We start from the raw sequence: 24884 nt of genomic DNA, 5'->3' as shown, positions 1-24884 counted from the left end.
CAAATCACAGTGGAAAAATCTCTTACACAGCTCAATGCCCTTCTCAGCAAACACAAAATGCTGTTGCTTGTTCTTCCATGGGTGCTTTACGCCCTATACCTTGTTTTATGGGCTGCGCCACAATATGAAAGTAAAAGCCAGCTTATTGTAAAATCAAGCGATGGAGGCAGCAGCTTCGACCCCTCATCTCTATTAATGGCAGCTGGTGTATCAGGTGCATCAGGCGGCACGGAAAGTCAGCTTGTAGAAGCTTATATTCAATCTGCCGATATGATTAAGTATCTGGATGAAACTATTGGCCTTCGAGACCATTACATGTCAGACAAAGCCGATATGTTTAGCGGTTTGTCGTCTTCACATAAGCAAGAGGACTTTTATCAGTTTTACCTCAACCATATTGAAGTTAGCGTTGACTCTGCGTCTTCTGTAATTAGTTTGAGAACCCGTGCATTCGACGCTGAATATGCCCAAATAATCAACCAAGCTATTGTTGATAAAGCGGAAGAGTTTATTAATAACATCAACAATAACTTAGCAAAGTCTAAGCTTACTTTTGCTAAGGGCGAACACGAGATTGTTGAACAAAAGCTGCAACAAGCAAAGACTGAAATTTTAGGCTTCCAATCTAAATACAATGTGCTCGACCCTACGGCTGAAGGTGCAGCGTTTCAACAGATTGCTTTTTCATTAGAGGCAACCCTTGCCCAGAAAAAAGCTGAGCTAAGCACCATGTCGACCATGATGTCTAACGTCGCACCAGAAGTGATAAACATCAAGCGTGAAATAGCTGCACTACAGAAAGAAGTAGAAAAGCAGAAGGAGCGCATTAGTACTGCTGAAGGAGAAAGTGAGGCCCTGTCAGTGAGTGAACTTATGGCGCAATACAGTAACCTTCAGGTACAGCTTCAATTGGCTATTCAAGCGTATTCTTCATCGCTTATCACACTAGAAAATGCACGTGTAGAGGCGTACCAAAAACTACAACATTTGGTCACCGTAGAATCGCCTACCCTTCCGGATGATAATGCTTACCCTACGGTTATCTACAACCTTGTTCTTTTCGGCGTTTCATTGCTTCTGATATACGGAATTGTAAGAATTGTAGTGGCAACCATCCGCGAACTTTAGTATTTCTCCTTTCAAGTAAACCATACCGTCAATTGGCTAAGTCGATTAAGACTTGGTCAATTGACACCGCTTTAATGAAGTTTGTCGCCCAAATCTTGTGTCTTTAAGCAAGCTCTAGTATAAGAAGCTATCCGCCTTACGGACTACTATCAAAGAGCCTATCCTATAAGTGCTCTACAATAACAACCATAAGCAATATGGAATTAAAATATAATTATGAAACCATCTAACGATACGAGCTTTTTCGGCCATCCAGGGGGCCTAAGAACGCTATTCTTTACAGAAATGTGGGAGCGCATGAGTTATTACGGAATGCGCGCGCTACTTGTTCTTTTCATGACGGCAAGTTTACAAACTCAAGGGTTGGGTTTTACTGTTGCAACCGCTGGCGCTATCTACGGCCTTTACACAGGTGCAGTATATTTTCTAGGCCTACCGGGTGGTTGGTTGGCTGACCGCCTAATTGGTGGTAAGAACGCCGTATGGTACGGCGGTATTATCATCTTCGCAGGCCACGTGGTACTCGCCATAGACCTGCAAAACCTCTTCTTTGTTGGCCTTATTCTTGTTGCTTCAGGTACTGGCTTACTTAAGCCTAACATTTCAGCAATGGTTGGCCAGCAATATGGTGACGACGATGGCCGTCGTGACAGTGGTTATGCTCTGTATTACATGGGCATTAACATCGGTTCACTTATCGCGTACCTCGTTACCGGTTACTTACAAGAAAACTGGGGCTGGCACTATGCATTTGGTGCAGCTGCCATTGGTATGGCAATCGGCCTAATTCAATATTACTTCAGCAACCGTTCGCTATCAGCCGATTCTGTTGCTCCTGCCAACCCATATCAAGGTGCCGCTAAGCAGCGAGCATGGATGGGTGTATGGGCAGTGGTTGCGCTTGCTGCTGTAGTAATTGTGCTTGCGCACATGGGCACCATTGTTATTGAGCCAGTAGCCCTTGCTCAGCAAGTTGCCGTTGTATTTACTGCCATCTTCTTTCTTTATTTCGGCTTTATTTACTTTAAAGGCCAACTAAGCGACAACGAAAAGAAACGTATGTGGGCGCTGTTCTTAGTGTGTGTTGCTTCAGCGTGTTTCTGGTCTGGCTTCGAACAGGCTGGTTCTTCACTAAACCTATTCGCACAGAACTATACCGACCGCGTACTTGAAAGCACCTCGCTACTAACCTCTTGGTTTGGAATGGATGCTATTCCAACCGTATGGTTCCAGCTTTCAAACTCGCTATTTATCATTATTTTGTCGCCTTTCTTCGCTGCCCTTTGGATAAACCTTGCTAAGCGAATGATTGACCCGTCGTACACGATTAAGTGTGCCATTGGTATCGTAATTATGGCGTCAGGCTTCTTGGTAATGTTTATGGCGTCGCAGTACGCTGCACAAGGCCTTAAAGTTGCGCCTATGTGGCTTGTTACTACTTACTTCTTACACACTGTTGGTGAACTTTGCCTAAGCCCTGTTGCACTAAGTGCGGTAAGTAAGCTATCGCCTAAGCGTTTCGCAGGGCAGATGATGGGGGTATTCGTACTGACCTACTCTATCGGTAACATCATTGCTGGCTTGCTTTCAGGTAACTTCGACCCTGAAAACGTAGAGCAAATGCCAGACCTGTATCTTCAAATTGCCCTATTTAGCATTGCCATTGCTATAGTGATTGGTTTAATGAGCTTTAAATCTCGTTTCTGGGAAAAAGCGGGTATTGAAGAAAAAGCGTAATTTATTGTTAGCATGTTTTAAGTGCTGAGCAATTACCCTACAATAACCGCCGCAACGTAACGTTTCGGCGGTTTTTTATTAAGGGCTTTTCATAAACCTATGAAGTTTTATTTTTCTACCAGAGACATTCCGGCCTTAAAAGGTCTTCCACTGACAGAGCGGGTTAAATTGCTAGATCAGGCCGCAAAACGGTTATCTGTCCCAGAGAAGACTTTACTGAATGTGCTAAAGTTACTCGTCATTGTCCCCGTATTCGCATTTATTCTTCAAACCGCGTCAAATTGGACCTCGTTACTGTGGGCTTTTGTGGTATTTTTAGTTTATCCATTGGTTGTAAAACCTATTCAATATTCCATCTGCGCTAAATACATTGCGCAACCGTCTAGCAAGGAGAATGCATGAAGACCATCTTAGTCACTGGTGGTGCAGGCTATATAGGTAGTCACACAGTTTTACAGTTACTTGAACAAAACTACGGTGTGGTAGTACTGGATAACCTTGCAAACGCAAGTGCGGAATCACTTCGTCGTGTAGAAGCGTTAACAGGCAAGTCGGTTACTTTTGTGCAGGGCGACATTCGAGATACCGCCGTGTTAGATGATATATTCAGCGAGCATAACATTTATGCCGTTATTCACTTTGCCGGTTTAAAAGCCGTAGGTGAGTCGGTGCAAAAGCCTCTTTCATACTATGAAAACAACGTGTACGGCACGCTGACGCTGTGTAAAGCTATGCAGAAGCACAACGTAAAGAATATTGTGTTTAGCTCATCTGCTACAGTTTACGGCGATCCTGCATCACTACCACTACGCGAAGATATGGCCACAGGGCAACCGACTAACCCTTACGGTATGTCGAAGCTAATGGTTGAACATATGCTTAGCGATCTTTACGTATCAGACAAAGAGTGGAACATTGTATTGCTTCGCTACTTCAATCCGGTTGGCGCCCATAAGTCTGGACAAATCGGTGAAGATCCTAATGGCATTCCGAACAACCTAATGCCTTATATTTCTCAGGTAGCTACCGGTAAACTGGAGCAACTAAGCGTGTTTGGTGACGACTACGATACCGTTGATGGAACAGGCGTTCGCGACTACATCCACGTTGTCGATCTAGCCAACGGTCACTTAAAGGCACTTGATCGTTTAAACCTTAACATGGGCTTAGACAAGTACAATCTGGGTACAGGTCAGGGCTATTCAGTTATTGAAATGATCAAAGCTTTCGAAAAAGGCTCGGGTAAAACCGTGCCTTATAAAATTGCTCCGCGTAGAAGCGGCGATGTGGCAGCCTGTTATGCCGACCCCACAAAAGCTGCTACAGAGCTCAGCTGGCATGCAGAAAAAGGCTTAGAAGACATGTGTGCAGACACATGGAATTGGCAGTCACAAAACCCAATGGGCTATCCAAAGGACTAGCTTTGCATTTGAACGCTGCCGATAGGCCTGTTCAAATTCGCAGAACTAAAAAGCCATGCTGTTGAGCATGGCTTTTTTTGTACGGGCATTTATAGCTAGAGTGACGTTGAAGTTGAGATTAGATAATAATAACTAAACCCTGCCCCAAACTTTATCCAACGTCGTTTTATTTATTACTCTTTTTCTATTTTCCGTCTTTCGACTTGGCGTCTTTTTCTTTTAGCTTAGCTTTCTCACTACCATCAGCTGACGTGTCTTCTGAATCTGTAGGCTCATCAACTGCTTCTTCCGATGATTCTTCATAGCTATCAAAGTCATTGCCTTCTAACATTGCTTCAAAATCAGCAAAGTCGTCTAGCTGCTCATCATTAATTGCTTTATCGCCGCTTTTACCGTCTGTAACGCGAAATTCTAGATTCTCAAAATAAGCATTTTTAACAAACGCATAATCGTCCACCGACTGCTCAAGCTGCGCTTCTTGATCAAGTAATTGCGCTCTTGTTTCAAGCACCGAAATACCGATACGCGCTAAGTTTACTGACCCTTCGAGCAAAGACATAGGAAAAGCAAAACCGTCAACATAGTCACCGGTAAAGCTTCGCGGGTCGCTTGGACCTAAAAATGGCAACATTAAGAAAGGCCCAGTATCTAAACCCCACACGGCCAGTGTCTCGCCAAACTGCTCACGCTTGCGCTCAATACCAATTTTTGACGCAACATCAAAAGTGCCAACTAATCCTACTGTGGTGTTAATTAAAAAACGAGCCAGGCTATCTAAGCCATCATCAACCTTGCCTTGAAACATATTATTTAAAAAGTTCGCAGGCTCTTGTAGGTTGTCCGTGATGTTCACCAAACCAGTTCGCGCAGGCTGAGGCATTACCGTCACGTAGGTAACCGTTATTGGGCGCAAGATATAGGCATCCAACACATCCCAGTTAAAATCCCAGATTTCACGGTTAACTGACTCTAATGGGTCACGGGGGTCTGAAGTATCCACTACAGCCTGGTTCGCCCCAGCGTCTTGAGAATACGCTTGAGCCTGATCTTGAGTATGGTTACTCGCACAGCCACCTAAAAGACTTGCGGCAATAATCAACCCGGTTGCGAGTGATTTAGACAGTTCCATACTTATAATTCCTTATTAATAATAACGCTTAGTGAAGATATTTCGTTGGCAGTAACGCTTGCACTCACACTACCTTGCCATTCGCCTTTTGAAACTGCCACATTACCATCTTTGGATAGTCTTGCGGTAACCATCACATCAGAAAGCGTGGCCAACGTGAATTGTGGCATCATTGCGTTCTCTGTGGTTAGAGTAACGGAAACGGGGAAGTCACCTATCGGCAATTTAACCACAGCAGCAGGCATTTTATTGTCAGAGTTCGCATCTTGAGCGAACACTATCAAGAAACCCTCTTTAGGCGCTTTTGTATAAGCGTCGTCAGATAAGTTTACCGTAATATTAAAGCCGGTTTGCGCTTCGCTGCTATCACTTTGAGCTTCGCTACTAGCATTTTTCGCTTCGCTACTGGCATCTTGCGCCGTTGAAGTATCAGTAATTTCAACATCTGTATTTTGTAGCGCTGCCATTTCACTGGTATTCCCTTGTAGCTCTTGTATACGCGCCACTAATCGCTGCGCCATATCGCTATCAGCTGGCAACTTACCTTCAACTTGCTTATAAAAACGCTGGGTATTTTCAAGATCGCCAAGCTGAGCAGAGACCACCGCCATCATCAACGCAAGATTATCATTTGCTGGATTGTCGTTTAGCAAGCCCAATAAGATAGATTGTGCACGTTCTAAGTTGTTTACATCCCCTGTGGTCATTAAGGCTTGAGCAAGCGTAATGCGATTAGCAGAGTTTGATGGCGCCAAACTCACCGCTTTATCAATAGCTTCAATGGCCTGTACTTCTTGGCCAATACTGAGCATTAGTCTGCCAAAATACATCCATCCCGTGTCATCTTCGGGCTCTTCTCTCAAACGCTGGCGTATAGCAAGAGCAAGGCTAGCAATGTCTTGTTGGGTCAGGTTGTTCGCATTACCACTGGCAAGCTGTTGACTCAATTCGGGCAACGCTTCAATGGCTTGGCTTGCCTGGGTAACACGACCCATTTGGTTTACCTCGGCATATACAATCACTCCACAAGCTATCGCAAGCACGGCGCCAATCGCGAGCGGAAGTTTTGCATTACCCGTTTTATGAGATTGGAACGCGCTTTCATCTACCAGTGCAAGCTTGAGTTCATCAACGGCTTGGCGCTTATCATGTTCGCTGATCAAACCTTCTTGCACTTCACGGTCGAGCTCTGCAAGACGCTGCTTAACAATTTGCGTATTGCTTAAACTGTCTTGTTTTGCGTGATTTTTATTACGCAGCCATGGGAAAGCGACAATTAATAGAACAAGCGTAATTAAGCCTGAAACAATGATATAAAACTCAGACCAACTCATTCTTTCTCTCGCCCCAACATTTCATCTGCTTTAGCTAACTTAGCGGCCATATCTTCTGGTGGTGCTACCGATTTGCGGCGAACCACCACAATCAGTGCAATGAAAATAAACAAGACTGGACCGGCCCAAAGCCACAAGGTCGCAGCCGTAACCGGCGGTTGATAATGTACAAAATCGCCATAGCGTGACTTCATAAAATCAATCACTTCTTGCTCTGTTTTGCCTTGCTTTAATAAAGCGTACACTTTTCGGCGCATGTCATGGGCAATCATAGCGTCGCTATCAGCAATATTCTGGTTTTGACACATAGGGCAACGTAATTCGGCGGTAAGCTTTAAAAAGCTTTCACGCTGAGCTGGTGTGTCGAAAGAAAACTTATCTTCAGCCGCACTTACTGAAAAAGCGCTAAGCACAAACAACAGCGTAAAAACGCTTAGCGCAATAGCTTTAAAGGACGCGAGACTGTGGGAGGAAGTGTCCGATAACATAATTAATCCCCTCCCTGTGTACTTGCGGTGCTCTGATTATTCTTTTCATCAAGCGTGTTCGACAATGTAGGCTCTGAGCCCATAACTGCATCCACATCTACCTTTTTGTTATTGCCTGTTTTGCCAGACGCTTCTGCCACTAGCTTGTTATATAGCGGGCCAACTTTGGAGTTCCAAACACGCTCGTTAATATCGCCTATGTGGTGCATACGAATAATGCCTTCAGCGTCGATAACAAAGTGTTCTGGCGCTCCTGTTACCCCAAGGTCGAGCGACGTATCGCGATAGACATCAAAAATATTATACGCGTAAGGGTTGCCGTAACGGCTGAGCATGTCGGTAACTTCTTGCTGAACACGGCTCAGTGTTTTTGTTCCAAAGTCTGGGTCTAAGTCCTGATCAAAATACAAACCCACAATGTGGACGTTTTGCTCATTTTTTAACTGAGTAAGGTACGGCATCTCAACAGCGCAGGTCACGCACCATACACCCCATACATTTAATATGGTTACCTTGCCCTTTAAATCTTCAGGCGTATAGGTCACCTCTGGCTTCATCAGGTCTGGCAGAGAGAACGCAGGTAACTTCTTATCCTGAACCTGAGAATCTAACTCTCTGGGGTCAGAAAAAAGCCCTTTAAACAGAAAAATGACCAGCAAAGAAAACAACACTAACGGAATAGCAACGAGTGGTGCTTTTTTCATTATGCGCCTCCTTTCACTGACGCATTTGATGGAGTGGATACATGACTATGAGATTGCTCAGCGTCGTTTTTACCTTTACCACCAAATACACGTTTGATCTTCTTAACTTTAGCCATACGGTAACGTTTGTCGCTAATAGAAAAGATACCGCCTATAGCCATAACCACTGCGCCCGCCCATAGCCAGATAACAAATGGCTTAATATAAATACGGATGGCCCATGCGCCATTGTCTAAGGGCTCGCCCATAGCGATAAACAAATCCCTTGCGAGATTTGAGTGAATAGCGGCTTCAGTCATCGGCATACGCTGTACGATATACAAACGCTTTTCCGGCTCTAAATGCGCGATTAATTCACCGTTTTGATAAACGTCGAATACGCCCTTGTCCGCCTCAAAGTTCGGGCCTTGTACTTTACGCACGTCTTTGAAGTTAAAATCATAACCACCTAGAGAAACGGTATCGCCAATGTCCATGCGCACATCTCGCTCCATTTCGTAGTTTGAAACAAGGGTAATACCGATAATGCAGATAGCAAAACCCACGTGACCCAGCACCATGCCCCAGTGGCTTGGTGTAAGTTTGCGAAGTTTAGATAGTACCGAAGCATTGTCACTGTTACCCGATGGCATTGCCGATAGACGCTGCATCACCTCTTGCACTGTAGTGACTAAAATCCAAAACACCAACACCATGCCTAAAACGCCCATATAGGTTGGTTCATCATAGGCAAAGTTAACTAGTACACCGGCACTTAGTGCAATACCGCCAGCGGTTAATAGCTGTTTTTGTAATTCACTGGCTTTTTGCTGTTTCCAGCGCGTAAGCGGCCCAAGACCTAGCATTAGTACGAATGGCACAATCAATAAGGTAAACATTTGATTGAAGAACGGAGCGCCTACCGAAATACTGCCTAGACCTAACTCTTTATGAACAAGTGGCAGTAGTGTACCCAACAATACAACCAGTGTTGCTGCGCACAAAAAGACGTTATTACCCATTAGCAACACTTCACGGGAAAATGCTTGATAGCGGCCAGGGCTTTTAAGTGAAGCAGCACGCATAGCGTAAAGCAGCAAGCCAAAGCCACTAAGTACAATCAATATTCCCAGTATAAATAAGCCTCGGGTAGGATCGCTTGCAAACGAGTGTACCGAAACAATCACTCCAGAACGTACTAAGAAGGTGCCAAGTAAACTCAAACTAAATGCGGCAATAGCAAGCAGTACGGTCCACGACTTAAACGCCTTTCGCTTTTCGGTCACGGCTAGCGAGTGCATTAGGGCAGTACCGACCAGCCAAGGCATGAAAGAGGCGTTTTCTACTGGATCCCAGAACCACCAGCCACCCCAGCCAAGTTCGTAATACGCCCACCAGCTGCCTAGCGCAATACCTACGGTAAGAAAAGCCCAGGCAGAAATAACCCAAGGCCTTGACCAGCGTGCCCAGGTTGAGTCTAGCTGGCCTGAAATTAATGCTGAAATTGCAAAAGCAAACGCGACAGAAAAGCCAACATAACCCATGTACAGCATAGGCGGGTGAATAATCATGCCAAAATCTTGCAGCAGCGGATTAAGATCTCGCCCATCAACCGGGAAAAATGGCAGCATGCTGTTAAACGGGTTTGAGGTAAGCAGCATGAATAAGTAGAAACCGATGCCCACCATTCCCAACACCGACAGCACTCTTGCAACCATAGCAAGAGGAATACCCTTGCTGAATATCGCCACTGCTACTGTCCATATGGAGAGCATCAACACCCACAGCAGAAATGAGCCTTCGTGGCCGCCCCACACGGCGGTAATTTTATAATAAATAGGAAGTCGACTATTTGAATGCTGGGCAACATACGCCACACTGAAATCGTCAGTCACAAAGGCGTAGGTTAAGCATACATAGGCAATAAGCGTGAAGATAAATAAGCCAATTGCCAGCGGCTTAGCCGTTGCCATCAACGCTTCGTGCTGACGGTGAGCGCCCCATAGCGGATAAACGGCCAATAATATAGAGAGCACTAGCGCAAGCGTCAGCGCAATATTTCCAATCTCTGGCACCATTATTTACTTGCCTCCGCTGCCGGTAGTCGACTCGTAGGATGGCATGTTTTCAGGTTTAACGTGCTTAATGCCCTTCATTTTTTCAGCTAGCTCAGGCGGCATGTATTCTTCATCGTGCTTCGCTAGCACTTCCTGCGCTTTAATGCTGCTTGCACCAGTGAGTACTCCCGTTGCCACAATGCCCTGACCTTCGCGGAACAAATCAGGCAGGATACCGGTATAAGTCACGGTAACCGTTGGGCCCGTATCGATAAGGTCAAAGCTCACCGCTAAGCTTTCTTGATCCCTTTTCACACTACCAGGTACCACCATACCGCCTATACGAAGACGCTGGCCAACCTGCGGTTTCTGACCATTTTTACCTTCAATGATCTCGCTCGGCGTATAAAAAAGGTCAATACTGTCGTTTAGGGCGTAAAGCATCAATCCAATTGCACTTACTATTAAAAAACCGATAATTCCCACTACGGCTAGTCGCTGCTTTCGTCTCGGGTTCATGCAACTCTCACTTCGAAAAAACTAATAAACGATAAAAACGCAAATGAATGCTAAGTTCACTTTTCACATTAACACTAGGTGTTGTCTTGCTGTTGCTGTCGCGCTTTTTTAATACGCGCTTTGCGTTCTTTTTCCACCACTACCTGCTTTAAAAGGTCGCGATGTTTACTAAAACTCTGAATAGCGATAATGCCCATTGCTAAGAAGGTAACGCCAAACGAAAGCCATACATAAAATGCATAGCCGCCCATATTTAAAAAATCGGCAAAGGATTCAAACTGCATCTTAACTGCCCTCTTTTAAATTACCGTTAGGTGAGCCACTGGTCTGTTTCGGCACATTATCTAATGCCAAGGCTTGCACCCAAGGTCTGTGCATTTCTCTAAGCACAATCTCATTACGTAAGCGCACTGTCGTTACTGCGCCGATAAAAAATGCGAAACCCAACAAGTTAATTAACAGTGGCCACAGCATTTCAGGAGCAATCGAAGGGTTGTCGAATTTACTGATAGTTGCCCCCTGATGTAACGTGTTCCACCATTCTACCGAGTAGTGAATAATGGGGATATTTACTACGCCTACAAGCGCCATCACCCCTGCGGCTTTACCCGCCTGCTGTTTATCTTCAAACGCACCGTAAAGCGCAATCACGCCCATATATAAAAAAAGTAGAATAAGCTCTGAAGTTAGGCGTGCATCCCACACCCACCAAGCGCCCCACATTGGCTTGCCCCAGGCGGCGCCCGTGAAAAGAGCGATAAACGTCATTACTGCGCCGATAGGCGCCATTGCAATCATGCTCATATAGGCAGTGCGCCACTGCCACACCATACCCACCAAGGCTGCAATTGCCATGGCGACATAAGTGCCCATAGACAAAATGGCGCTAGGTACATGGATATAGATAATTCTAAATGAATCACCTTGTTGATAATCTTGAGGCGCAAATGCCAGCCCCCATACAGTGCCAATGCTCAGACACACTAAAGCACCAACCCAAAACCAAGGCTGTAAAGTTAGGCAGAGCTGATACGCGCGCTCTGTCTTTGCGTAGGGGTGTAACCACTTCCACATTAGTTTTGACTCACTTTTAAAGAATACGCGATGGCAAACGGTGCCAATGCCGCAGCCAATAAAAGCATGGCGGCAATAATAGCAAGTTGCGCATGATAAGGTAATTGCAGTGCGGCAGAATCCACAGCCGACGTGGCAAATATCAGTAACGGAATAAAGACAGGGATAAGTAGCAATGCCAACAGCACCCCACCTTTTTGCAATCCAACGGTAAGCCCTACTGCGATAGCACCAATTAAAGAAAGTAATGGCGTTCCCAGCAACAATGTTAAAACGAGCGCGATATACATATCGACCGTTAAATTTAAAAACATCGCTAGCAGTGGAGAAAGCAATAATAAAGGCACGAAGCTAACCAGCCAATGGGCGGCTACTTTTACTGCGCTCACCGCCGGTAGCGCCATACCAGAAAGCATGTACTGCTCTAGCGAACCGTCTTGAAAGTCATCGCGAAACAGCCTTTCCATCGCCATGAGCGATGACAAAATCGCCGCAATCCAAATTACCCCTGGCCCAATGCGTTGAAGGGTGTCGGGAGACGGACTAACGCCTAAGGGAAATAAGGTCACCACCATCAGTAAAAACATCAGTGGCTGCACTAATTCCGCTTTTTGCTTGAACGCAATGTGCATATCGCGTTTAAAAATACCTTGATAAAGTGACATTAAAAGCGGTACTCCAAATCGAATACACGGTGTTCCCCAGCAGTTTCTGATAGATGTTGATGCGAAGTAGTAATGATGAGACCGCCGCGACTTACGTGCTCTTTCATACTTGTTTCAAGTAAGTGAACCCCTTTAACATCAAGCGCAGTAAACGGTTCGTCTAATATCCACACCTTTGCTGGCTTAAGCCATAGTCTTGATAGCGCCACACGACGCTGTTGACCTGCCGATAAATACCTAACAGGCACATCTTCAAGCCCAACTAACCCTACTTTTGCCAAGACGTCATACAGCGTATTTTCTTGCATCGATATACTGTGTTGGGCTAACCAAAACGATAAGTTATCCAAGGCTGAAAGGCTGCCGTTAGTACCGCTCTTATGTCCTAAATAGAAAAGATCGCGATAATAGCCGGTCTTGTCTTCGGAAATGTTTACACCGTTATATAAAACGGCGCCCGAATCAGGTTCACTCAACCCAGTTAATATGCGAAGTAAGCTGGTTTTCCCTGCACCGTTAGGGCCGCGCAAGTACAGCAACTCACCAGTATTAACAACCAGTGAAAGCCCCTCAAAAAGGGTTCTATCTCGTTTGCTGCACGTTAATCCGCACGCCTCTAACACTACTTGGCTACTCCAACCTAAAAAAGAGGTTTTAAAAAATGGCGCTAGTCTACCACATGAACGCTTTTTCGCAGTCGCGAATTCCAATTAAATATGATTTACTTCAAAGACAAAGGCATTTTTCCAAAGAGCCCGTAGAGCAAGGGTGGGTAGTCTTTCAGCGCAAAGATAAATTGTTCATCTGCCTTAAGAACGAATGGTTTCGCTTTAGTTTATTGATGAGCGCTTATTAATGGTGCAACAGCCTCAAAGCACTTTGCTATAGTCAAATTTGCTATACTCAAATAAGTAAGGAAAAGCGCGACTGTGCCGATATCTCAATTATGACAACACCATTATCATCACTATTGGCAGCGGCTCTGAATCAGTCAACGGGCTCGACTTCGCCAACATCTTTATCGTCACCAGGAAATGTTGATACCGCGACTCAAGGGACGAGCAGAAGTACTTCTCCTGCTATTGCCAACGCTGCGCTGTCGCAGGCTGCCACTTTAGATAATACCGCGAAAGTAATAGTTGAACGCTTGCCTGAACGAGTGCTATCGATAACGGTTACACCAAATAAGGTATCGTCAGCAGCTCAAGTACTTAACGTTGTTTTACCCGCAGAAGTAAGCGCTAAGCTTTCTAACCAAGCAATTAATAATGCACAGCTTGCACTTTTACCTGCCTCCCCCAGCCAATTCTCAGGCCCAGAAGCGAAAAATGCTCAGAATGCTTCGCAAAGTCAGTTAAGCGCTCAATCTGCAATACTCCTTTCTACAAGTTTATCTCAACAAGGCGTGGCATTGTCAGCGCCCGATAAAGCTGAATTACTGAAAGCTGTGACACAAGCTCTGGCTGCAAATAACGCCGCCGTTACGCTTAAAGGTCAGCTTTCTATTTCCACTAGGAGTGAAAACTTTGGGCAACTCATGCTCACCACGGCTAAAAACGAGGTTGTTCCCCTTACGGACATAAACACTGAAAAGCTGGATAGCACGGCTAAAGCAGCGCTTCAAAAGCTGGTCGGTCAGCAGGTCGTTATAGGGCTAAGCCGAGCTAGCAACGGTGGAATCGCGCTACAAATCTCTCAAGGTTTGTCCAATGAAAGCGCAGCCCTAGGAGCCAACCACAATAATTCCGCCGCTATAACCCATAAAAATGTAAGTACCAACTTACAGCAACAGCTTATTTCCAGCGCTCTTAAGCAGGGCGGCGTTGCTGTTGAGCGTAACTTGAGTAACCCGCCACAACTTAACGCGCTGTTAAAAGGTTCTGGTGCTGACACCAGCGCGTTAAAAGTGCTTTCTGCGTTGACCTTAACGGACAGCAAGCTTTCGATTCGCACTGTGCAACAAAGCGCGTTATTACAAATTGATGTACCTCAGAGCAAGGCCCTTTCCCTTTCGGCTCCAACTTTGACGCAGGAGCATGTAAGTAAACTTAACCTTTCACAATTACCAAAAGTAACGGCGAAAGGGCTCGATGCCGTCACGGGAAATAGCTCGCTCGAAGCCTCTTCATCCATTACAAACCTAAAAGCAGTGGCTCCCACATCGCTTAAAGGCACCGATGTTCACAATGCAATCACTGCACTTTCTAGAGTATTACTAAGCCAAACAGGCAATACCAACCTAGCATTAAGCCAACTCATCGCTATTGTGGAGAATGAAAAGTTATCTCCCAGCCAAGGTATATCTAAGGCACATGAAGCTCAGCATTTTGAAAAAATTTTGCAGCACCTAAAGGGCATTGATGCGCTCAACGCGAAGCCTTCTCAAATCAAGGTATCCAACGGGGAATTTATCGGACCGCCTAAGCCTTCCAGCGAACAACTGCTAGCAACAGCAAAAGCTATATTTACGGAAGGGAAAGATGCCGCTTCAGCAGAGAGTAATAGCATGCAAGGAAAAGACGGTGGGAGTAAATCCTCTCTTGTATCACTTGCCTCTCTCGCACAAACGTTAAGCTCAAAGGCAAAAGGCTTATCAAATAGCTTACTGAGTAATATTGCTGCGCAACTAGCGGCTACAAAAAGTAAAGGCGAAGAGATAGCGCCAGTGGTTTCAGATAGTCACACCACTATAGCGGGTTCAAAAACAAAGGAGAGCGTACCTGGAGAGAACGAAAGTGCTATTGAGGGTGTAAAAAGCGGAACTAAGAAACTAGCGCTCGATATGAACGAGCAAGGATTGTCCCAACGCTTGCAGCAGCTTATATCCTCACAGGCGCTGGTTACCACACCAATAAACTTAACCTCACCCGTAAACGCTTCCAGCTTCGTTCAAGGGCTGGTCGCCTTAGTTCAATTAGCACTAGCGGGGCGTGCCATGCAGCGTCAGCCAGGCTTAAAAACGCAAATAGATGCGCCTGACTCTATCGTTTCAAAAACGTTAGCGAATATGGGGGTAACGACTCAACCAAGTCGCGTTAGCCAAGACATGAACCAGCTAGACAGCCGACAACAGCTGCTTTCTCAACTTAAAACATTGTTAAGTAGCCACCAGCAAAACAAAATTGCTAATGTAGATAGCCGTATTCAAGGGCAAGATAGTTTCTATTATGTATTGCCATCACTTTCACAACATCAAAGTCCACCAGAACTCTTGATAAAACGAGAGCAGGGTGGCCAGAACAATAAGCACGCACAAGCAGGCCAACGTTCTCTTTGGAATATTACAATGAAACTGGATATTGGTGATAGCGGACAAGTGTTGGCAAAATCTAAAATTGATAAAAGCACCATTACTTTAGACTTATATGCATCCAACGATGAAGTACTTAGGCGTATTGGCGACACCCTACCGTATTTACATAAACGTCTTACTTCCCTCGGGCTAGTTGTTGAAAATACCAGCTACCAACGAGGCCACATACCGGACACATTAAATTCGCGCCCTCATCAAATCTTTGAAACTAGGGTTTAGGTAAAGCGTTTATGACTGATTCGCAAAAGACAAAACGCGCCATCGGCTTAAAATATGACGGCGGCGATAAGAAAAACGCACCTAAAGTAGTTGCGAAAGGCTACGGAGATTTGGCGGAAGCCATTATAGCCATGGCTGAAGAAACCGGGATATTAATTCATGAAGACCCTTACTTAAGTGAAGTCCTTGCTACCCTTGATGTGGGGCAAGATATCCCTGAATCGCTGTATTATGTGATTGCCGAGTTACTCGCCTATTCTTATGTCCTTCAAGGAAAAATCCCTCCCGGTTGGGAGGGAATTATCAAGCGTATCGACTTTGAGGTGTAGTAAACAGAAAAACTAAAGCGTACTGAACCAGCACTTCGAGTGTTAAATTGTCCACTCTATAAAAAACCTTGCTGCTATAAAGAATATGCCCGCTTTTAGCGGGCATATTACAAAGATACTAAACATCCACATGATGCTAGGTAAGCAGTTTTGTTATCTAAACAGAACTTTTTCTTTGTTAAACCAATGGATACAGAAGAAAATCAGCCCGGTTGCAATCACTGCGGTAGACGTAAATATGCCAAAGAGTGCAAAGTAGTCCATGGTGCCTTTGAACAGTTCTTTCATCGCCAAAGCAACGTTAGTCAGCGGTACCCAAACCCAGCCACCTTTAAGCTCTACTCCCGGCATCATGGCTATAATTACAGGGAAAATAACCACCATAATTAACGACCCCATGTAGCTTTGCGCTTCTTTAAACGAGCGAGCATAAATTGAAAGTGAAAGCAGAATAGCGGCGAACACTGCCACCACCGGCACCAACATTAGGAAGATCAGCAAGAAGTCTACAAGACCAATCATCGACATGATCTTAACCACGAACTCAACGGCCATGCCTTGCGATAACACCAGCCCCCATATAGCCATGGAAGAAACGGTAATAAGCGCAGTAATTATACCCGCAGTAGCGATAGTAAAGAATTTACCCAGTACCAGCTTATGACGGTCCATCGGCGATATAAGTAGCGTTTCTAATGTACCACGCTCTTTCTCACCGGCACCTAAGTCAGCCGCTGGGGCCATAGCGCCTTGAAGGCACAAGATGAAGATGAAATATGGCAGCATACCGCCTAAGCGTTCACCCCACACTTCGCGATCGTCGGCGACATTTTGCTTTTCTATCTTGATTGGCTTCAACAAGGCCTCTTGCTGAGTTTCGTCTAGATTAAGCTGCGCAAAAGCGGTTTGTTGGAATGCATCGGTATATTCATCAATGATGTCGGATACGCGACCCATCACCTTATTTAGACCAGCATCGTTGAGATAAAGCTCAATTTTATGCTGACCTGTACGCAAAACATCGCTATTAAAGGTTTCGGGAATAACCAAAACAAAATCTAATGTTTCGTTTTTGATGAGTTTGGCGTAGTCAGTCTCATCGCCAATCGCAACCGATTCGAACTTATCTGATGCGTCATTAAACGACTGTACAATTGCAGGCGCATACGCTTCACCAACTATCGCATATTTAAGCACTTTGTTTTCCGCTTTATCCGCCGCTGAACTCATGAAAAAGAACGCGACACCAAATATCGCTGGGAATAACAAAAGCGGTAAACCAATCATGAATATGATGGTTTTCTTATCCCGTAATAGCTCTTTGAATTCCTTTTTAAAGATTAACCACATTACCCATCTCCTCAGAATCCATTGATAGTGTTTTTAGGAAGCTCTTATGCATTTGCCCGACAGCCCCGTCATTACCAGACAAAGCACTAAAGGCAGCTAGCGAGTCGTTAAATACCGTTTCACCTTGGTTAATCACGGTCACCTTGTCACAAAGGGTTTGCACCTCATCAAGATGGTGAGTAGAGAAAATAACTGGTGTGCCTTTATCTTTAAGGCGTTGAATGAATTCCATCACAGTACTGGTTGCCATAATATCAAGGCCGGTTGTTGGTTCATCAAGTACCACTAGTTCAGGCTCGTGTATAACAGCACGAGCAATAGAGACTTTTTGTTTCATCCCTGACGAGAAATTCTCGGCTCGTCTATCAAGGAAGGTTTGCATATCAAGCAAGTCAGCTAACTCTTCAATACGCGCGTTAATCACATTTTTTGGAATACCGTGCAACTCACCGAAGTAGCTAATATTCTCTCGGCCACTCAAACGACCATAAAGGCCCGTTGAGCTAGATAAAAAGCCAATTTTTTTACGTGCAATATTAGGGTTAGAAAGCACATCCTCACCACCAATGATAACTTTTCCGCTGTCAGGCTTTAGTGCTGTTGAAAGCATGCGAAGTGTGGTTGTTTTGCCTGCTCCATTTGGCCCTAACAGCCCTAGAACCTGACCTTTTTCGCAAGTAAAAGACACATCCCTTACTGACTGAAAATAACGCCCTTTTAAACGCGGGTCCTTTTTTTCCTGTTCACTAAGCTTTTTCGGGTTCTCCACCTCGAAACGCTTAGCAAGGCCTGATATTTCAATCATTTCCCTTCCCTCTTCTCACGTGTGAACAGCAGCACTGTTCATTATTGTTGTAGGCTTGCTTTGCTGTAGCCGCAAATTATGCCGTTGTAATTGTTTAAAATTGTTTTAGCGTACTTAACCTGCTTTGGCTGTGATAGCCATTGCATCTTAGTAGTCTGTACTTATAAATATTTATTACAGCATTCCCTGTTTTTATTTGTTGTACAAGTTTTAGCCTTACATTAAGTGTTAGTAAATATTTCTTAATATACCCTTTCATTAAGCCATAAAAAAACCCACCTAGCGGTGGGTTCTTAATATGCGGTTAAACGCTAATTTTACTCAGGAAGCACATCGTCTTCTTGCTGAGGTATCGCTTCCTCTGCTTTCATTGTTTTAGAAAGCAGTAGCTCTTGGCGGATCTTGGTTTCAATCTCGTTTGCGATCTCAGGATTCTCTTTCAAGAACTTCATCACGTTCGCTTTACCTTGACCAATGCGGTCGCCCTTGTAGCTATACCAAGCACCCGCTTTATCAACTAGCTTTTGCTTAACACCAAGGTCGATAAGCTCAGCTTCTTTGCTGATACCTTCGCCGTAGCGGATCATAAATTCAGCTTGCTTAAACGGAGGTGCAACTTTATTTTTCACGACCTTAACGCGAGTTTCGTTACCAACTACCTCGTCGCCTTCTTTCACTGCACCGATACGGCGAATGTCTAGACGAACAGAAGAGTAGAACTTAAGCGCGTTACCACCGGTTGTTGTTTCTGGGTTACCAAACATAACACCAATCTTCATACGAATTTGGTTAATGAAGATACACAGAGTATTTGAACGCTTGATGTTTGCAGTAAGCTTACGCAACGCTTGCGACATTAGACGCGCCTGAAGACCAACGTGAGAATCACCCATGTCACCTTCAATTTCTGCTTTAGGTGTAAGCGCCGCTACCGAGTCAACAATAACAACATCTACCGCACCTGAACGTACAAGCATGTCGCAAATTTCTAGCGCTTGCTCACCAGTATCGGGCTGAGATACCAATAGTTCGTCGATGTTTACGCCTAGCTTTTCAGCATATACCGGGTCTAGGGCGTGTTCAGCATCAACGAAAGCACAGGTTTTACCCTTGCGCTGGGCTTCAGCAATAACTTGAAGTGTTAGCGTGGTTTTACCTGATGATTCTGGCCCGTAGATCTCTACAACACGTCCACATGGCAAACCGCCTATACCTAGAGCGATATCAATGGTAAGTGAGCCAGTAGAAATCGCTTCAATATCCATGGCTTGGTTATCGCCTAAGCGCATGATTGCGCCTTTACCAAATTGCTTTTCAATTTGGCCAACTGCGGCGGTTAAAGCTTTTGATTTGTTATCGTCCACGTATGTATCCTCTAGGATTTGCGGTTAAATTCTGTATTGGCGTTTTCTATATCTTGTATGAAACTACCAAATAATGATCATATTCTATACTGTACAAGCATACAGTTTCAACCAGTGTTTTTAATTTTCACTCAACATTTTAACTAAGTGAGTAATAGCAAAGCTAATAGCGTGTTGACGAACCTCGTCGCGATTGCCGCTGAAAACCTGTTTGATTTGCACTTCGTGCTCCTCACACAAAAAGCCAAACCACACAGTGCCCACTGGTTTTTCTTCGCTGCCACCGCCAGGGCCGGCAATGCCGCTAACCGTTACAACGAGTTGCGCACCGCTGTTACGGCGCACGCCTTCAGCCATTTCTTTAACCGTTAGCTTCGACACCGCGCCGTACTCTTTTAACGTCTGTTCTGTTACCCCCAGAACGCTTCGCTTTGCGTCATTAGAGTACGTCACCCAGGATTGGTTAAACCAATCAGAACTACCTGCCACACTGGTAAAAGCAAAAGCGACACCTCCGCCCGTACACGACTCGGCGCTCGATACGGTCCAACCTTTGCTCCTGAGAGCGTCCCCCAACACATGGACTTGAGCAGATAATGCGCTATCAAGTGTTAAAGGGGTGGCGTTTGCTGTCGAATCAGTTGAAAATGTTGTGCTCATTTGGATATACCTAATTACACCTGTTGTGCTTTATCAGATCTTCGCTTGATCTTAGTGGGCGTGAGTTTATCATTTATTCCCCTCAACAGGCATTAAACCCAGCAACAAATTCGCAGAGGCATTTTTTGGAATCACATACTCCTATGATGCGCCAATACCTGACTATTAAGGCGCAGCATCCGAATATTTTACTGTTCTATCGCATGGGCGACTTTTATGAGTTGTTTTACGACGATGCCAAAAAAGCTGCTGAATTACTGGATATATCATTAACAGCTAGAGGAAAATCTGGTGGTGAACCTATTCCTATGGCTGGTGTGCCTTATCACGCGGTAGAAAGTTATCTGTCACGCTTAGTGAAAATGGGCGAGTCAGTAGCCATTTGTGAACAGGTAGGCGACCCAGCCACCAGTAAAGGCCCTGTTGAACGCGCAGTACAACGCATTGTTACGCCCGGTACAGTCACCGACGAAGCGCTGTTAGAAGAACGTCGCGACAATATTCTGGCCGCCGTTTGTGGTCACAGTATGCACTATGGTCTGGCAACCCTAGATGTTACAAGCGGTCGTTTTGTTGTGTTTGAATGTGACAGCGATGAAAGCCTACTTGCTGAAATTCAGCGCATTAACCCAGCTGAACTGCTCTATCCTGAAGGATTTGAAAGCTTGTCTCTTGTTGAAAACCGCAAAGGACTTAGACGCCGTCCTGAATGGGAATTCGACATTGATACCGCCACAGAGCAATTAAACGCACAGTTTGAAACCAAAACATTAGATGGCTTTGGAATAAAAGGCGTCACAAAAGGCCTAGGCGCAGCGGGCTGCGTTTTACAATATGTAAAGGATACCCAGCGCACTGCTCTGCCTCACATTCGCCGCATCCAGACCGAACAGCAAGACAGCCGCGTGCAGCTGGATGCTGCCACCCGCAGAAACCTAGAACTTACCCATAATTTGTCGGGCGGACAGGAAAATACGCTGTTCAGCGTGATGGATACCACCACTACGGCCATGGGTAGTCGTATGCTACAGCGTGTTATTCACTCGCCTTTAACTGATCAGCATGAACTACACAGCCGCTTAGATGCTGTTGAAACTTTCATTAATGATGACCCTGAAGATATTCGCACCGCGTTAAAGCACATTGGTGACATTGAGCGTATTATGGCGCGCTTAGCCCTTCGTTCAGCGCGGCCACGGGACTTTGCTCGCCTAAAAAATGCCTTTAATGCGCTGCCTGACTTACAAGATGCCCTAGCTCGATTCGACACAGGCCAAATCAGAAGTATTAGCGAAACCATTGGCACTTACCCTGAGCTTCAAGCACTGTTAAATGATGCCATTATCGATAACCCGCCAGTGGTAATACGCGATGGCGGCGTGATTGCAGAGGGCTATAACGCCGAACTTGATGAATTGCGTAAGCTATCACAAGGTGCTACCGACTACTTAGACGCTATGGAGCAACGTGAGCGCGAGCGCACCGGCATTTCTACGCTAAAAGTGGGCTATAACAAAGTTCACGGGTTCTTTATTGAAATTAGCCGTGCAAACAGTGCATTAGCGCCCGCTGAGTATATTCGAAGACAAACCCTAAAAAACACTGAACGTTATATAACGCCAGAACTTAAAGAGCACGAAGATAAAGTGTTAAGAAGTCAGGGGGCTGCGCTTGCTCTTGAAAAGCAGCTTTACGAAGCCTTATTCGACAACTTTGCGCCACACTTAAACAACTTAATTGAAACCGCCGCAGCGCTTGCCAAGCTTGACGTGCTGTGCTGTTTTGCCGAACGGGCAGTCTCCCTTGATTGGTATCGACCACATTTGAGTCAAGAATGTGCGCTTACTTATGATGCTGGTCGCCACCCTGTTGTTGAGAATGTAATGAAAGACCCCTTCATTGCTAACCCGCTTCAGCTAGATACCGAGCGCCGTATGCTGATTATTACCGGCCCGAACATGGGCGGTAAGTCGACCTACATGCGCCAAACTGCGCTGATTGCCCTGTTGGCTTGCATAGGCAGTTTTGTGCCTGCAGAAAATGCACACATAGGGAAACTCGATCGTATTTTCACCCGTATAGGCGCATCAGATGACTTAGCCTCAGGTCGCTCTACCTTTATGGTTGAGATGACGGAAACGGCGAACATTCTAAACAATGCCACAGAAAACTCGTTAGTATTAATGGATGAAATAGGCCGTGGTACCAGTACCTATGACGGATTGTCACTGGCGTGGGCATGCGCAAGTTATTTAGCAAAGCAGCTGAATGCTTATACGCTTTTTGCCACGCATTACTTTGAACTAACTGAACTTCCAGAAACCCAAAGTGGCGTAGTAAATGTGCACTTAGATGCGATGGAGTTTGAAGATACTATACGCTTCATGCATACCGTATCAGAAGGCGCTGCGAGCAAAAGCTTTGGTTTACAGGTTGCCCAACTTGCAGGCGTACCGAAGGCGGTTATAAAAGCGGCGCAGCAAAAACTTGCGGTGTTGGAATCATCGCACCTTATGACCAGCACAGAAGACGGAACAGAGAAAGCCAAGGGCGAGTCTTTGGTATCGAAGACCTCAGCAAAAGGTGCAAATAAAACAAGCGCATCAGGTAAAGCTCCATCAAATACCAAAGGCCAAGCTGAAATGCTGTTCCCTGACAAGCCGCACCCGGTAGTAGAAGCCCTTGAAAACTTATCGCCCGACGAGCTATCACCGCGCCAAGCGCTAGACCTCATCTACACACTAAAGCGTCTAAGCCAGTCTTAAACCAAGCTTAAGTGCGTATAAATTGCGCATCATGTGGGCAAATTGATTGTCTGCCCACATGATTTTGCGTATACTATCGCCCCGTCCAAAGTGTAGCTGGTTTTGTTCTAAACTCAGCCTATATTTACCATACAACCCAAACGTTCTAGGTTTCGCATGACAAATTATATTTTCGTCACAGGTGGTGTAGTTTCATCGCTAGGTAAAGGTATTGCTGCAGCATCGTTGGCCGCAATTCTGGAAGCTCGCGGTCTCACCGTAACCATGTTAAAACTCGACCCTTACATCAATGTCGACCCGGGCACTATGAGCCCTATCCAGCATGGTGAAGTATTTGTTACTGATGACGGCGCTGAGACCGACCTTGACCTTGGTCACTACGAGCGTTTTATTCGCACCCGCATGACTAAGCGCAATAACTTTACTACTGGTCGCGTATATGAAGAAGTACTGAAGCGCGAACGTCGCGGTGATTACTTAGGTGCGACTATTCAGGTGATCCCTCACATCACAAACGAGATTAAGCGCCGTGTAATTGAAGGTGCTGAAGGTCACGATGTGGCTATTGTTGAAGTGGGTGGTACCGTAGGTGACATCGAGTCACAACCTTTCTTAGAAGCAATTCGCCAGCTTGGTACCGAAGTAGGCCGTGAGCGCGCGATGTTCATGCACCTAACGCTAGTGCCTTATATGCCAGCGTCAGGCGAAGTAAAAACTAAGCCTACGCAGCACTCGGTAAAAGAGCTTCGCTCGATTGGTATTCAACCAGACATTCTTGTATGCCGTTCAGTAGGTGCATTGCCTGCCAGCGAACGTTCTAAAATCGCGCTGTTCACCAACGTTGCAGATAAAGCAGTTATTTCACTAAAAGACGTAGACAGCATTTACCGTATTCCTGCTGCACTTAAAGCGCAAGGTATGGACCAGCTGGTTGTAGACCGCTTTGGTTTAGAGTGCGACGAAGCCGACTTATCTGAGTGGGAACAAGTACTTTACGCTGAGTCTAACCCGACGGCTGAAGTAAATATCGGAATGATTGGCAAGTACGTTGAATTGCCTGATGCCTATAAGTCAGTTAATGAAGCGCTTAAACACGCTGGTCTTAAAAACCGTCTTACCGTAAACATTCATCACATAGACTCACAAGATGTGGAAAGCAAAGGTACCCAAATTCTAGAACAGCTAGATGCTATTTTGGTCCCTGGCGGCTTTGGTGAGCGCGGTATCGAAGGAAAAATTGCGGCTGCCCGCTATGCTCGTGAAAACAAAGTGCCTTACTTAGGTATTTGTTTAGGTATGCAAGTCGCGCTTATCGAATACGCGCGAAACGTTGCAGGTATGGAAAACGCGAACAGTACTGAGTTTAACCCCGAAACACCTTATCCGGTTGTAGGCCTAATCACTGAGTGGTTAGATGCCGCTGGCACTACGGAAACTCGTACCGAAAATTCAGATCTTGGCGGTACTATGCGTCTAGGTAGCCAGCTTTGCCACCTTATTGAAGGCACCAAGGTTCACGAGATGTATGGCAATGCTGAGATTTACGAGCGTCACCGTCACCGTTACGAAGTAAATAACAACCTGCGCGACCAAATTGAAGCAGCAGGCCTGAAAGTAAGTGGTTTGTCCACTGACAAGCGACTTGTAGAAGTGGTGGAAATCCCTGATCATCCATGGTTCATTGCGGGTCAATTCCACCCTGAGTTCACATCAACTCCTCGGGATGGACACCCACTATTTACTGGTTTCGTTGCTGCGGCAGGAAAGTACCAGAAAGAAAATCACTAATTACTAATAAAGGGGCGCTCTCTCCCGTTGCGCCCCATTCAATTGTTGAGGAAAAA

At 45.5% G+C, this 24884-nt stretch carries 22 protein-coding genes; 8 read left to right on the top strand and 14 right to left on the bottom strand.

Annotation, left to right across the window (positions count from 1 at the left end):
- The first annotated feature begins 9 nt into the window (after positions 1–9).
- From E5672_RS01750 to galE, 4 genes are all read left to right on the top strand, one after another.
- Positions 10–1128 carry a KpsE/RkpR family capsule polysaccharide export protein gene (locus tag E5672_RS01750; RefSeq protein ID WP_014948524.1) on the top strand — a complete coding sequence of 373 codons (1119 nt, stop codon included), beginning with the start codon at positions 10–12 and terminating at the stop codon, positions 1126–1128.
- 216 nt (positions 1129–1344) lie between these two features.
- Complete coding sequence (locus tag E5672_RS01745) at positions 1345–2865, top strand: peptide MFS transporter (protein ID WP_136780651.1); 1521 nt, start codon at positions 1345–1347, stop codon at positions 2863–2865.
- A 99-nt stretch (positions 2866–2964) separates the two neighbouring features.
- Positions 2965–3267, top strand: a complete 303-nt coding sequence (locus E5672_RS01740; RefSeq protein WP_014978531.1) for a DUF6170 family protein — start codon at positions 2965–2967, stop codon at positions 3265–3267.
- On the top strand, positions 3264–4286 hold the full coding sequence (gene galE, locus E5672_RS01735) for a UDP-glucose 4-epimerase GalE (RefSeq protein WP_136780650.1): 1023 nt from the start codon (positions 3264–3266) through the stop codon (positions 4284–4286). The genes E5672_RS01740 and galE overlap by 4 nt, the downstream gene beginning before the upstream one ends.
- Before the next feature lie 184 nt (positions 4287–4470).
- Here the strand turns inward: galE and E5672_RS01730 are convergent, their stop codons facing one another.
- From E5672_RS01730 to ccmA, 10 genes are all read right to left on the bottom strand, one after another.
- Positions 4471–5415 carry an MlaA family lipoprotein gene (locus E5672_RS01730; RefSeq protein ID WP_136780649.1) on the bottom strand — a complete coding sequence of 315 codons (945 nt, stop codon included), beginning with the start codon at positions 5413–5415 and terminating at the stop codon, positions 4471–4473.
- A gap of 2 nt (positions 5416–5417) precedes the next feature.
- Positions 5418–6749: a c-type cytochrome biogenesis protein CcmI gene (ccmI, locus tag E5672_RS01725; RefSeq protein WP_136780648.1), complete on the bottom strand. Its 1332-nt coding sequence runs from the start codon at positions 6747–6749 to the stop codon at positions 5418–5420.
- A complete protein-coding gene (locus E5672_RS01720) occupies positions 6746–7237 on the bottom strand; it encodes a cytochrome c-type biogenesis protein (protein ID WP_136780647.1) in 492 nt (163 codons plus the stop codon). Before E5672_RS01720 ends, ccmI begins: the two co-directional genes overlap by 4 nt.
- A gap of 2 nt (positions 7238–7239) precedes the next feature.
- On the bottom strand, positions 7240–7941 hold the full coding sequence (locus E5672_RS01715) for a redoxin family protein (RefSeq protein WP_136780646.1): 702 nt from the start codon (positions 7939–7941) through the stop codon (positions 7240–7242).
- The gene (locus E5672_RS01710) at positions 7941–9998 is read right to left on the bottom strand and encodes a heme lyase CcmF/NrfE family subunit (protein ID WP_136780645.1); all 2058 of its coding nucleotides are present in this window, start codon (positions 9996–9998) and stop codon (positions 7941–7943) included. Before E5672_RS01710 ends, E5672_RS01715 begins: the two co-directional genes overlap by 1 nt.
- A 3-nt stretch (positions 9999–10001) precedes the next feature.
- Positions 10002–10496, bottom strand: coding sequence for a cytochrome c maturation protein CcmE (gene ccmE, locus E5672_RS01705; RefSeq protein WP_014975831.1), 495 nt, complete (start codon positions 10494–10496; stop codon positions 10002–10004).
- 74 nt (positions 10497–10570) lie between these two features.
- On the bottom strand, positions 10571–10780 hold the full coding sequence (gene ccmD, locus E5672_RS01700; RefSeq protein WP_014975830.1) for a heme exporter protein CcmD: 210 nt from the start codon (positions 10778–10780) through the stop codon (positions 10571–10573).
- A gap of 1 nt (position 10781) precedes the next feature.
- Complete coding sequence (locus E5672_RS01695) at positions 10782–11570, bottom strand: heme ABC transporter permease (protein WP_136780644.1); 789 nt, start codon at positions 11568–11570, stop codon at positions 10782–10784.
- Positions 11570–12235 carry a heme exporter protein CcmB gene (ccmB, locus tag E5672_RS01690; protein ID WP_136780643.1) on the bottom strand — a complete coding sequence of 222 codons (666 nt, stop codon included), beginning with the start codon at positions 12233–12235 and terminating at the stop codon, positions 11570–11572. The genes E5672_RS01695 and ccmB overlap by 1 nt, the downstream gene beginning before the upstream one ends.
- On the bottom strand, positions 12235–12858 hold the full coding sequence (gene ccmA, locus E5672_RS01685) for a cytochrome c biogenesis heme-transporting ATPase CcmA (RefSeq protein WP_136781035.1): 624 nt from the start codon (positions 12856–12858) through the stop codon (positions 12235–12237). Before ccmA ends, ccmB begins: the two co-directional genes overlap by 1 nt.
- Before the next feature lie 323 nt (positions 12859–13181).
- On the opposite strand from ccmA, the gene E5672_RS01680 reads away from it, so the two are divergent.
- Both E5672_RS01680 and E5672_RS01675 read left to right on the top strand, forming a co-directional pair.
- Positions 13182–15767, top strand: a complete 2586-nt coding sequence (locus tag E5672_RS01680) for a flagellar hook-length control protein FliK (RefSeq protein WP_136780642.1) — start codon at positions 13182–13184, stop codon at positions 15765–15767.
- A gap of 11 nt (positions 15768–15778) precedes the next feature.
- Entirely contained in the window at positions 15779–16096 is a 318-nt protein-coding gene (locus E5672_RS01675; protein ID WP_014948509.1) for an EscU/YscU/HrcU family type III secretion system export apparatus switch protein, read from the top strand.
- Between the two features lie 153 nt (positions 16097–16249).
- Here E5672_RS01675 and E5672_RS01670 read toward each other — a convergent pair whose 3' ends face one another.
- From E5672_RS01670 to E5672_RS01655, 4 genes are all read right to left on the bottom strand, one after another.
- On the bottom strand, positions 16250–17446 hold the full coding sequence (locus tag E5672_RS01670) for an ABC transporter permease (protein ID WP_136780641.1): 1197 nt from the start codon (positions 17444–17446) through the stop codon (positions 16250–16252).
- A complete protein-coding gene (locus E5672_RS01665) occupies positions 17430–18251 on the bottom strand; it encodes an ABC transporter ATP-binding protein (RefSeq protein ID WP_136780640.1) in 822 nt (273 codons plus the stop codon). The genes E5672_RS01670 and E5672_RS01665 overlap by 17 nt, the downstream gene beginning before the upstream one ends.
- 317 nt (positions 18252–18568) lie before the next feature.
- Entirely contained in the window at positions 18569–19615 is a 1047-nt protein-coding gene (recA, locus tag E5672_RS01660; RefSeq protein ID WP_039223325.1) for a recombinase RecA, read from the bottom strand.
- A 120-nt stretch (positions 19616–19735) separates the two neighbouring features.
- Positions 19736–20275: a CinA family protein gene (locus E5672_RS01655; RefSeq protein WP_136780639.1), complete on the bottom strand. Its 540-nt coding sequence runs from the start codon at positions 20273–20275 to the stop codon at positions 19736–19738.
- A 143-nt stretch (positions 20276–20418) separates the two neighbouring features.
- Between E5672_RS01655 and mutS the strand changes: the two genes are divergently transcribed.
- Together mutS and E5672_RS01645 are read left to right on the top strand one after the other, a co-directional pair.
- Positions 20419–23040, top strand: coding sequence for a DNA mismatch repair protein MutS (gene mutS, locus E5672_RS01650; RefSeq protein WP_136781034.1), 2622 nt, complete (start codon positions 20419–20421; stop codon positions 23038–23040).
- 156 nt (positions 23041–23196) lie between these two features.
- Positions 23197–24828 carry a CTP synthase gene (locus E5672_RS01645; protein WP_136780638.1) on the top strand — a complete coding sequence of 544 codons (1632 nt, stop codon included), beginning with the start codon at positions 23197–23199 and terminating at the stop codon, positions 24826–24828.
- Positions 24829–24884 lie beyond the last annotated feature (56 nt).

This window comes from Alteromonas portus (assembly GCF_005117025.1).
Classification (GTDB): domain Bacteria; phylum Pseudomonadota; class Gammaproteobacteria; order Enterobacterales; family Alteromonadaceae; genus Alteromonas; species Alteromonas portus.
This window is presented reverse-complemented; position numbering and strand designations above follow the sequence as displayed.

What these genes read in the sequence shown, in the direction of transcription:
- E5672_RS01745 (WP_136780651.1), top strand. Translation starts at nt 1,345, where the DNA reads ATGAAACCATCTAACGATACGAGCTTTTTCGGCCATCCAGGGGGCCTA.
- E5672_RS01740 (WP_014978531.1), top strand. Translation starts at nt 2,965, where the DNA reads ATGAAGTTTTATTTTTCTACCAGAGACATTCCGGCCTTAAAAGGTCTT.
- galE (WP_136780650.1), top strand. Translation starts at nt 3,264, where the DNA reads ATGAAGACCATCTTAGTCACTGGTGGTGCAGGCTATATAGGTAGTCAC.
- E5672_RS01730 (WP_136780649.1), bottom strand. Translation starts at nt 5,415, where the DNA reads ATGGAACTGTCTAAATCACTCGCAACCGGGTTGATTATTGCCGCAAGT.
- ccmI (WP_136780648.1), bottom strand. Translation starts at nt 6,749, where the DNA reads ATGAGTTGGTCTGAGTTTTATATCATTGTTTCAGGCTTAATTACGCTT.
- E5672_RS01720 (WP_136780647.1), bottom strand. Translation starts at nt 7,237, where the DNA reads ATGTTATCGGACACTTCCTCCCACAGTCTCGCGTCCTTTAAAGCTATT.
- E5672_RS01715 (WP_136780646.1), bottom strand. Translation starts at nt 7,941, where the DNA reads ATGAAAAAAGCACCACTCGTTGCTATTCCGTTAGTGTTGTTTTCTTTG.
- E5672_RS01710 (WP_136780645.1), bottom strand. Translation starts at nt 9,998, where the DNA reads ATGGTGCCAGAGATTGGAAATATTGCGCTGACGCTTGCGCTAGTGCTC.
- ccmE (WP_014975831.1), bottom strand. Translation starts at nt 10,496, where the DNA reads ATGAACCCGAGACGAAAGCAGCGACTAGCCGTAGTGGGAATTATCGGT.
- ccmD (WP_014975830.1), bottom strand. Translation starts at nt 10,780, where the DNA reads ATGCAGTTTGAATCCTTTGCCGATTTTTTAAATATGGGCGGCTATGCA.
- E5672_RS01695 (WP_136780644.1), bottom strand. Translation starts at nt 11,570, where the DNA reads ATGTGGAAGTGGTTACACCCCTACGCAAAGACAGAGCGCGCGTATCAG.
- ccmB (WP_136780643.1), bottom strand. Translation starts at nt 12,235, where the DNA reads ATGTCACTTTATCAAGGTATTTTTAAACGCGATATGCACATTGCGTTC.
- E5672_RS01680 (WP_136780642.1), top strand. Translation starts at nt 13,182, where the DNA reads ATGACAACACCATTATCATCACTATTGGCAGCGGCTCTGAATCAGTCA.
- E5672_RS01675 (WP_014948509.1), top strand. Translation starts at nt 15,779, where the DNA reads ATGACTGATTCGCAAAAGACAAAACGCGCCATCGGCTTAAAATATGAC.
- E5672_RS01670 (WP_136780641.1), bottom strand. Translation starts at nt 17,446, where the DNA reads ATGTGGTTAATCTTTAAAAAGGAATTCAAAGAGCTATTACGGGATAAG.
- E5672_RS01665 (WP_136780640.1), bottom strand. Translation starts at nt 18,251, where the DNA reads ATGATTGAAATATCAGGCCTTGCTAAGCGTTTCGAGGTGGAGAACCCG.
- E5672_RS01655 (WP_136780639.1), bottom strand. Translation starts at nt 20,275, where the DNA reads ATGAGCACAACATTTTCAACTGATTCGACAGCAAACGCCACCCCTTTA.
- mutS (WP_136781034.1), top strand. Translation starts at nt 20,419, where the DNA reads ATGATGCGCCAATACCTGACTATTAAGGCGCAGCATCCGAATATTTTA.
- E5672_RS01645 (WP_136780638.1), top strand. Translation starts at nt 23,197, where the DNA reads ATGACAAATTATATTTTCGTCACAGGTGGTGTAGTTTCATCGCTAGGT.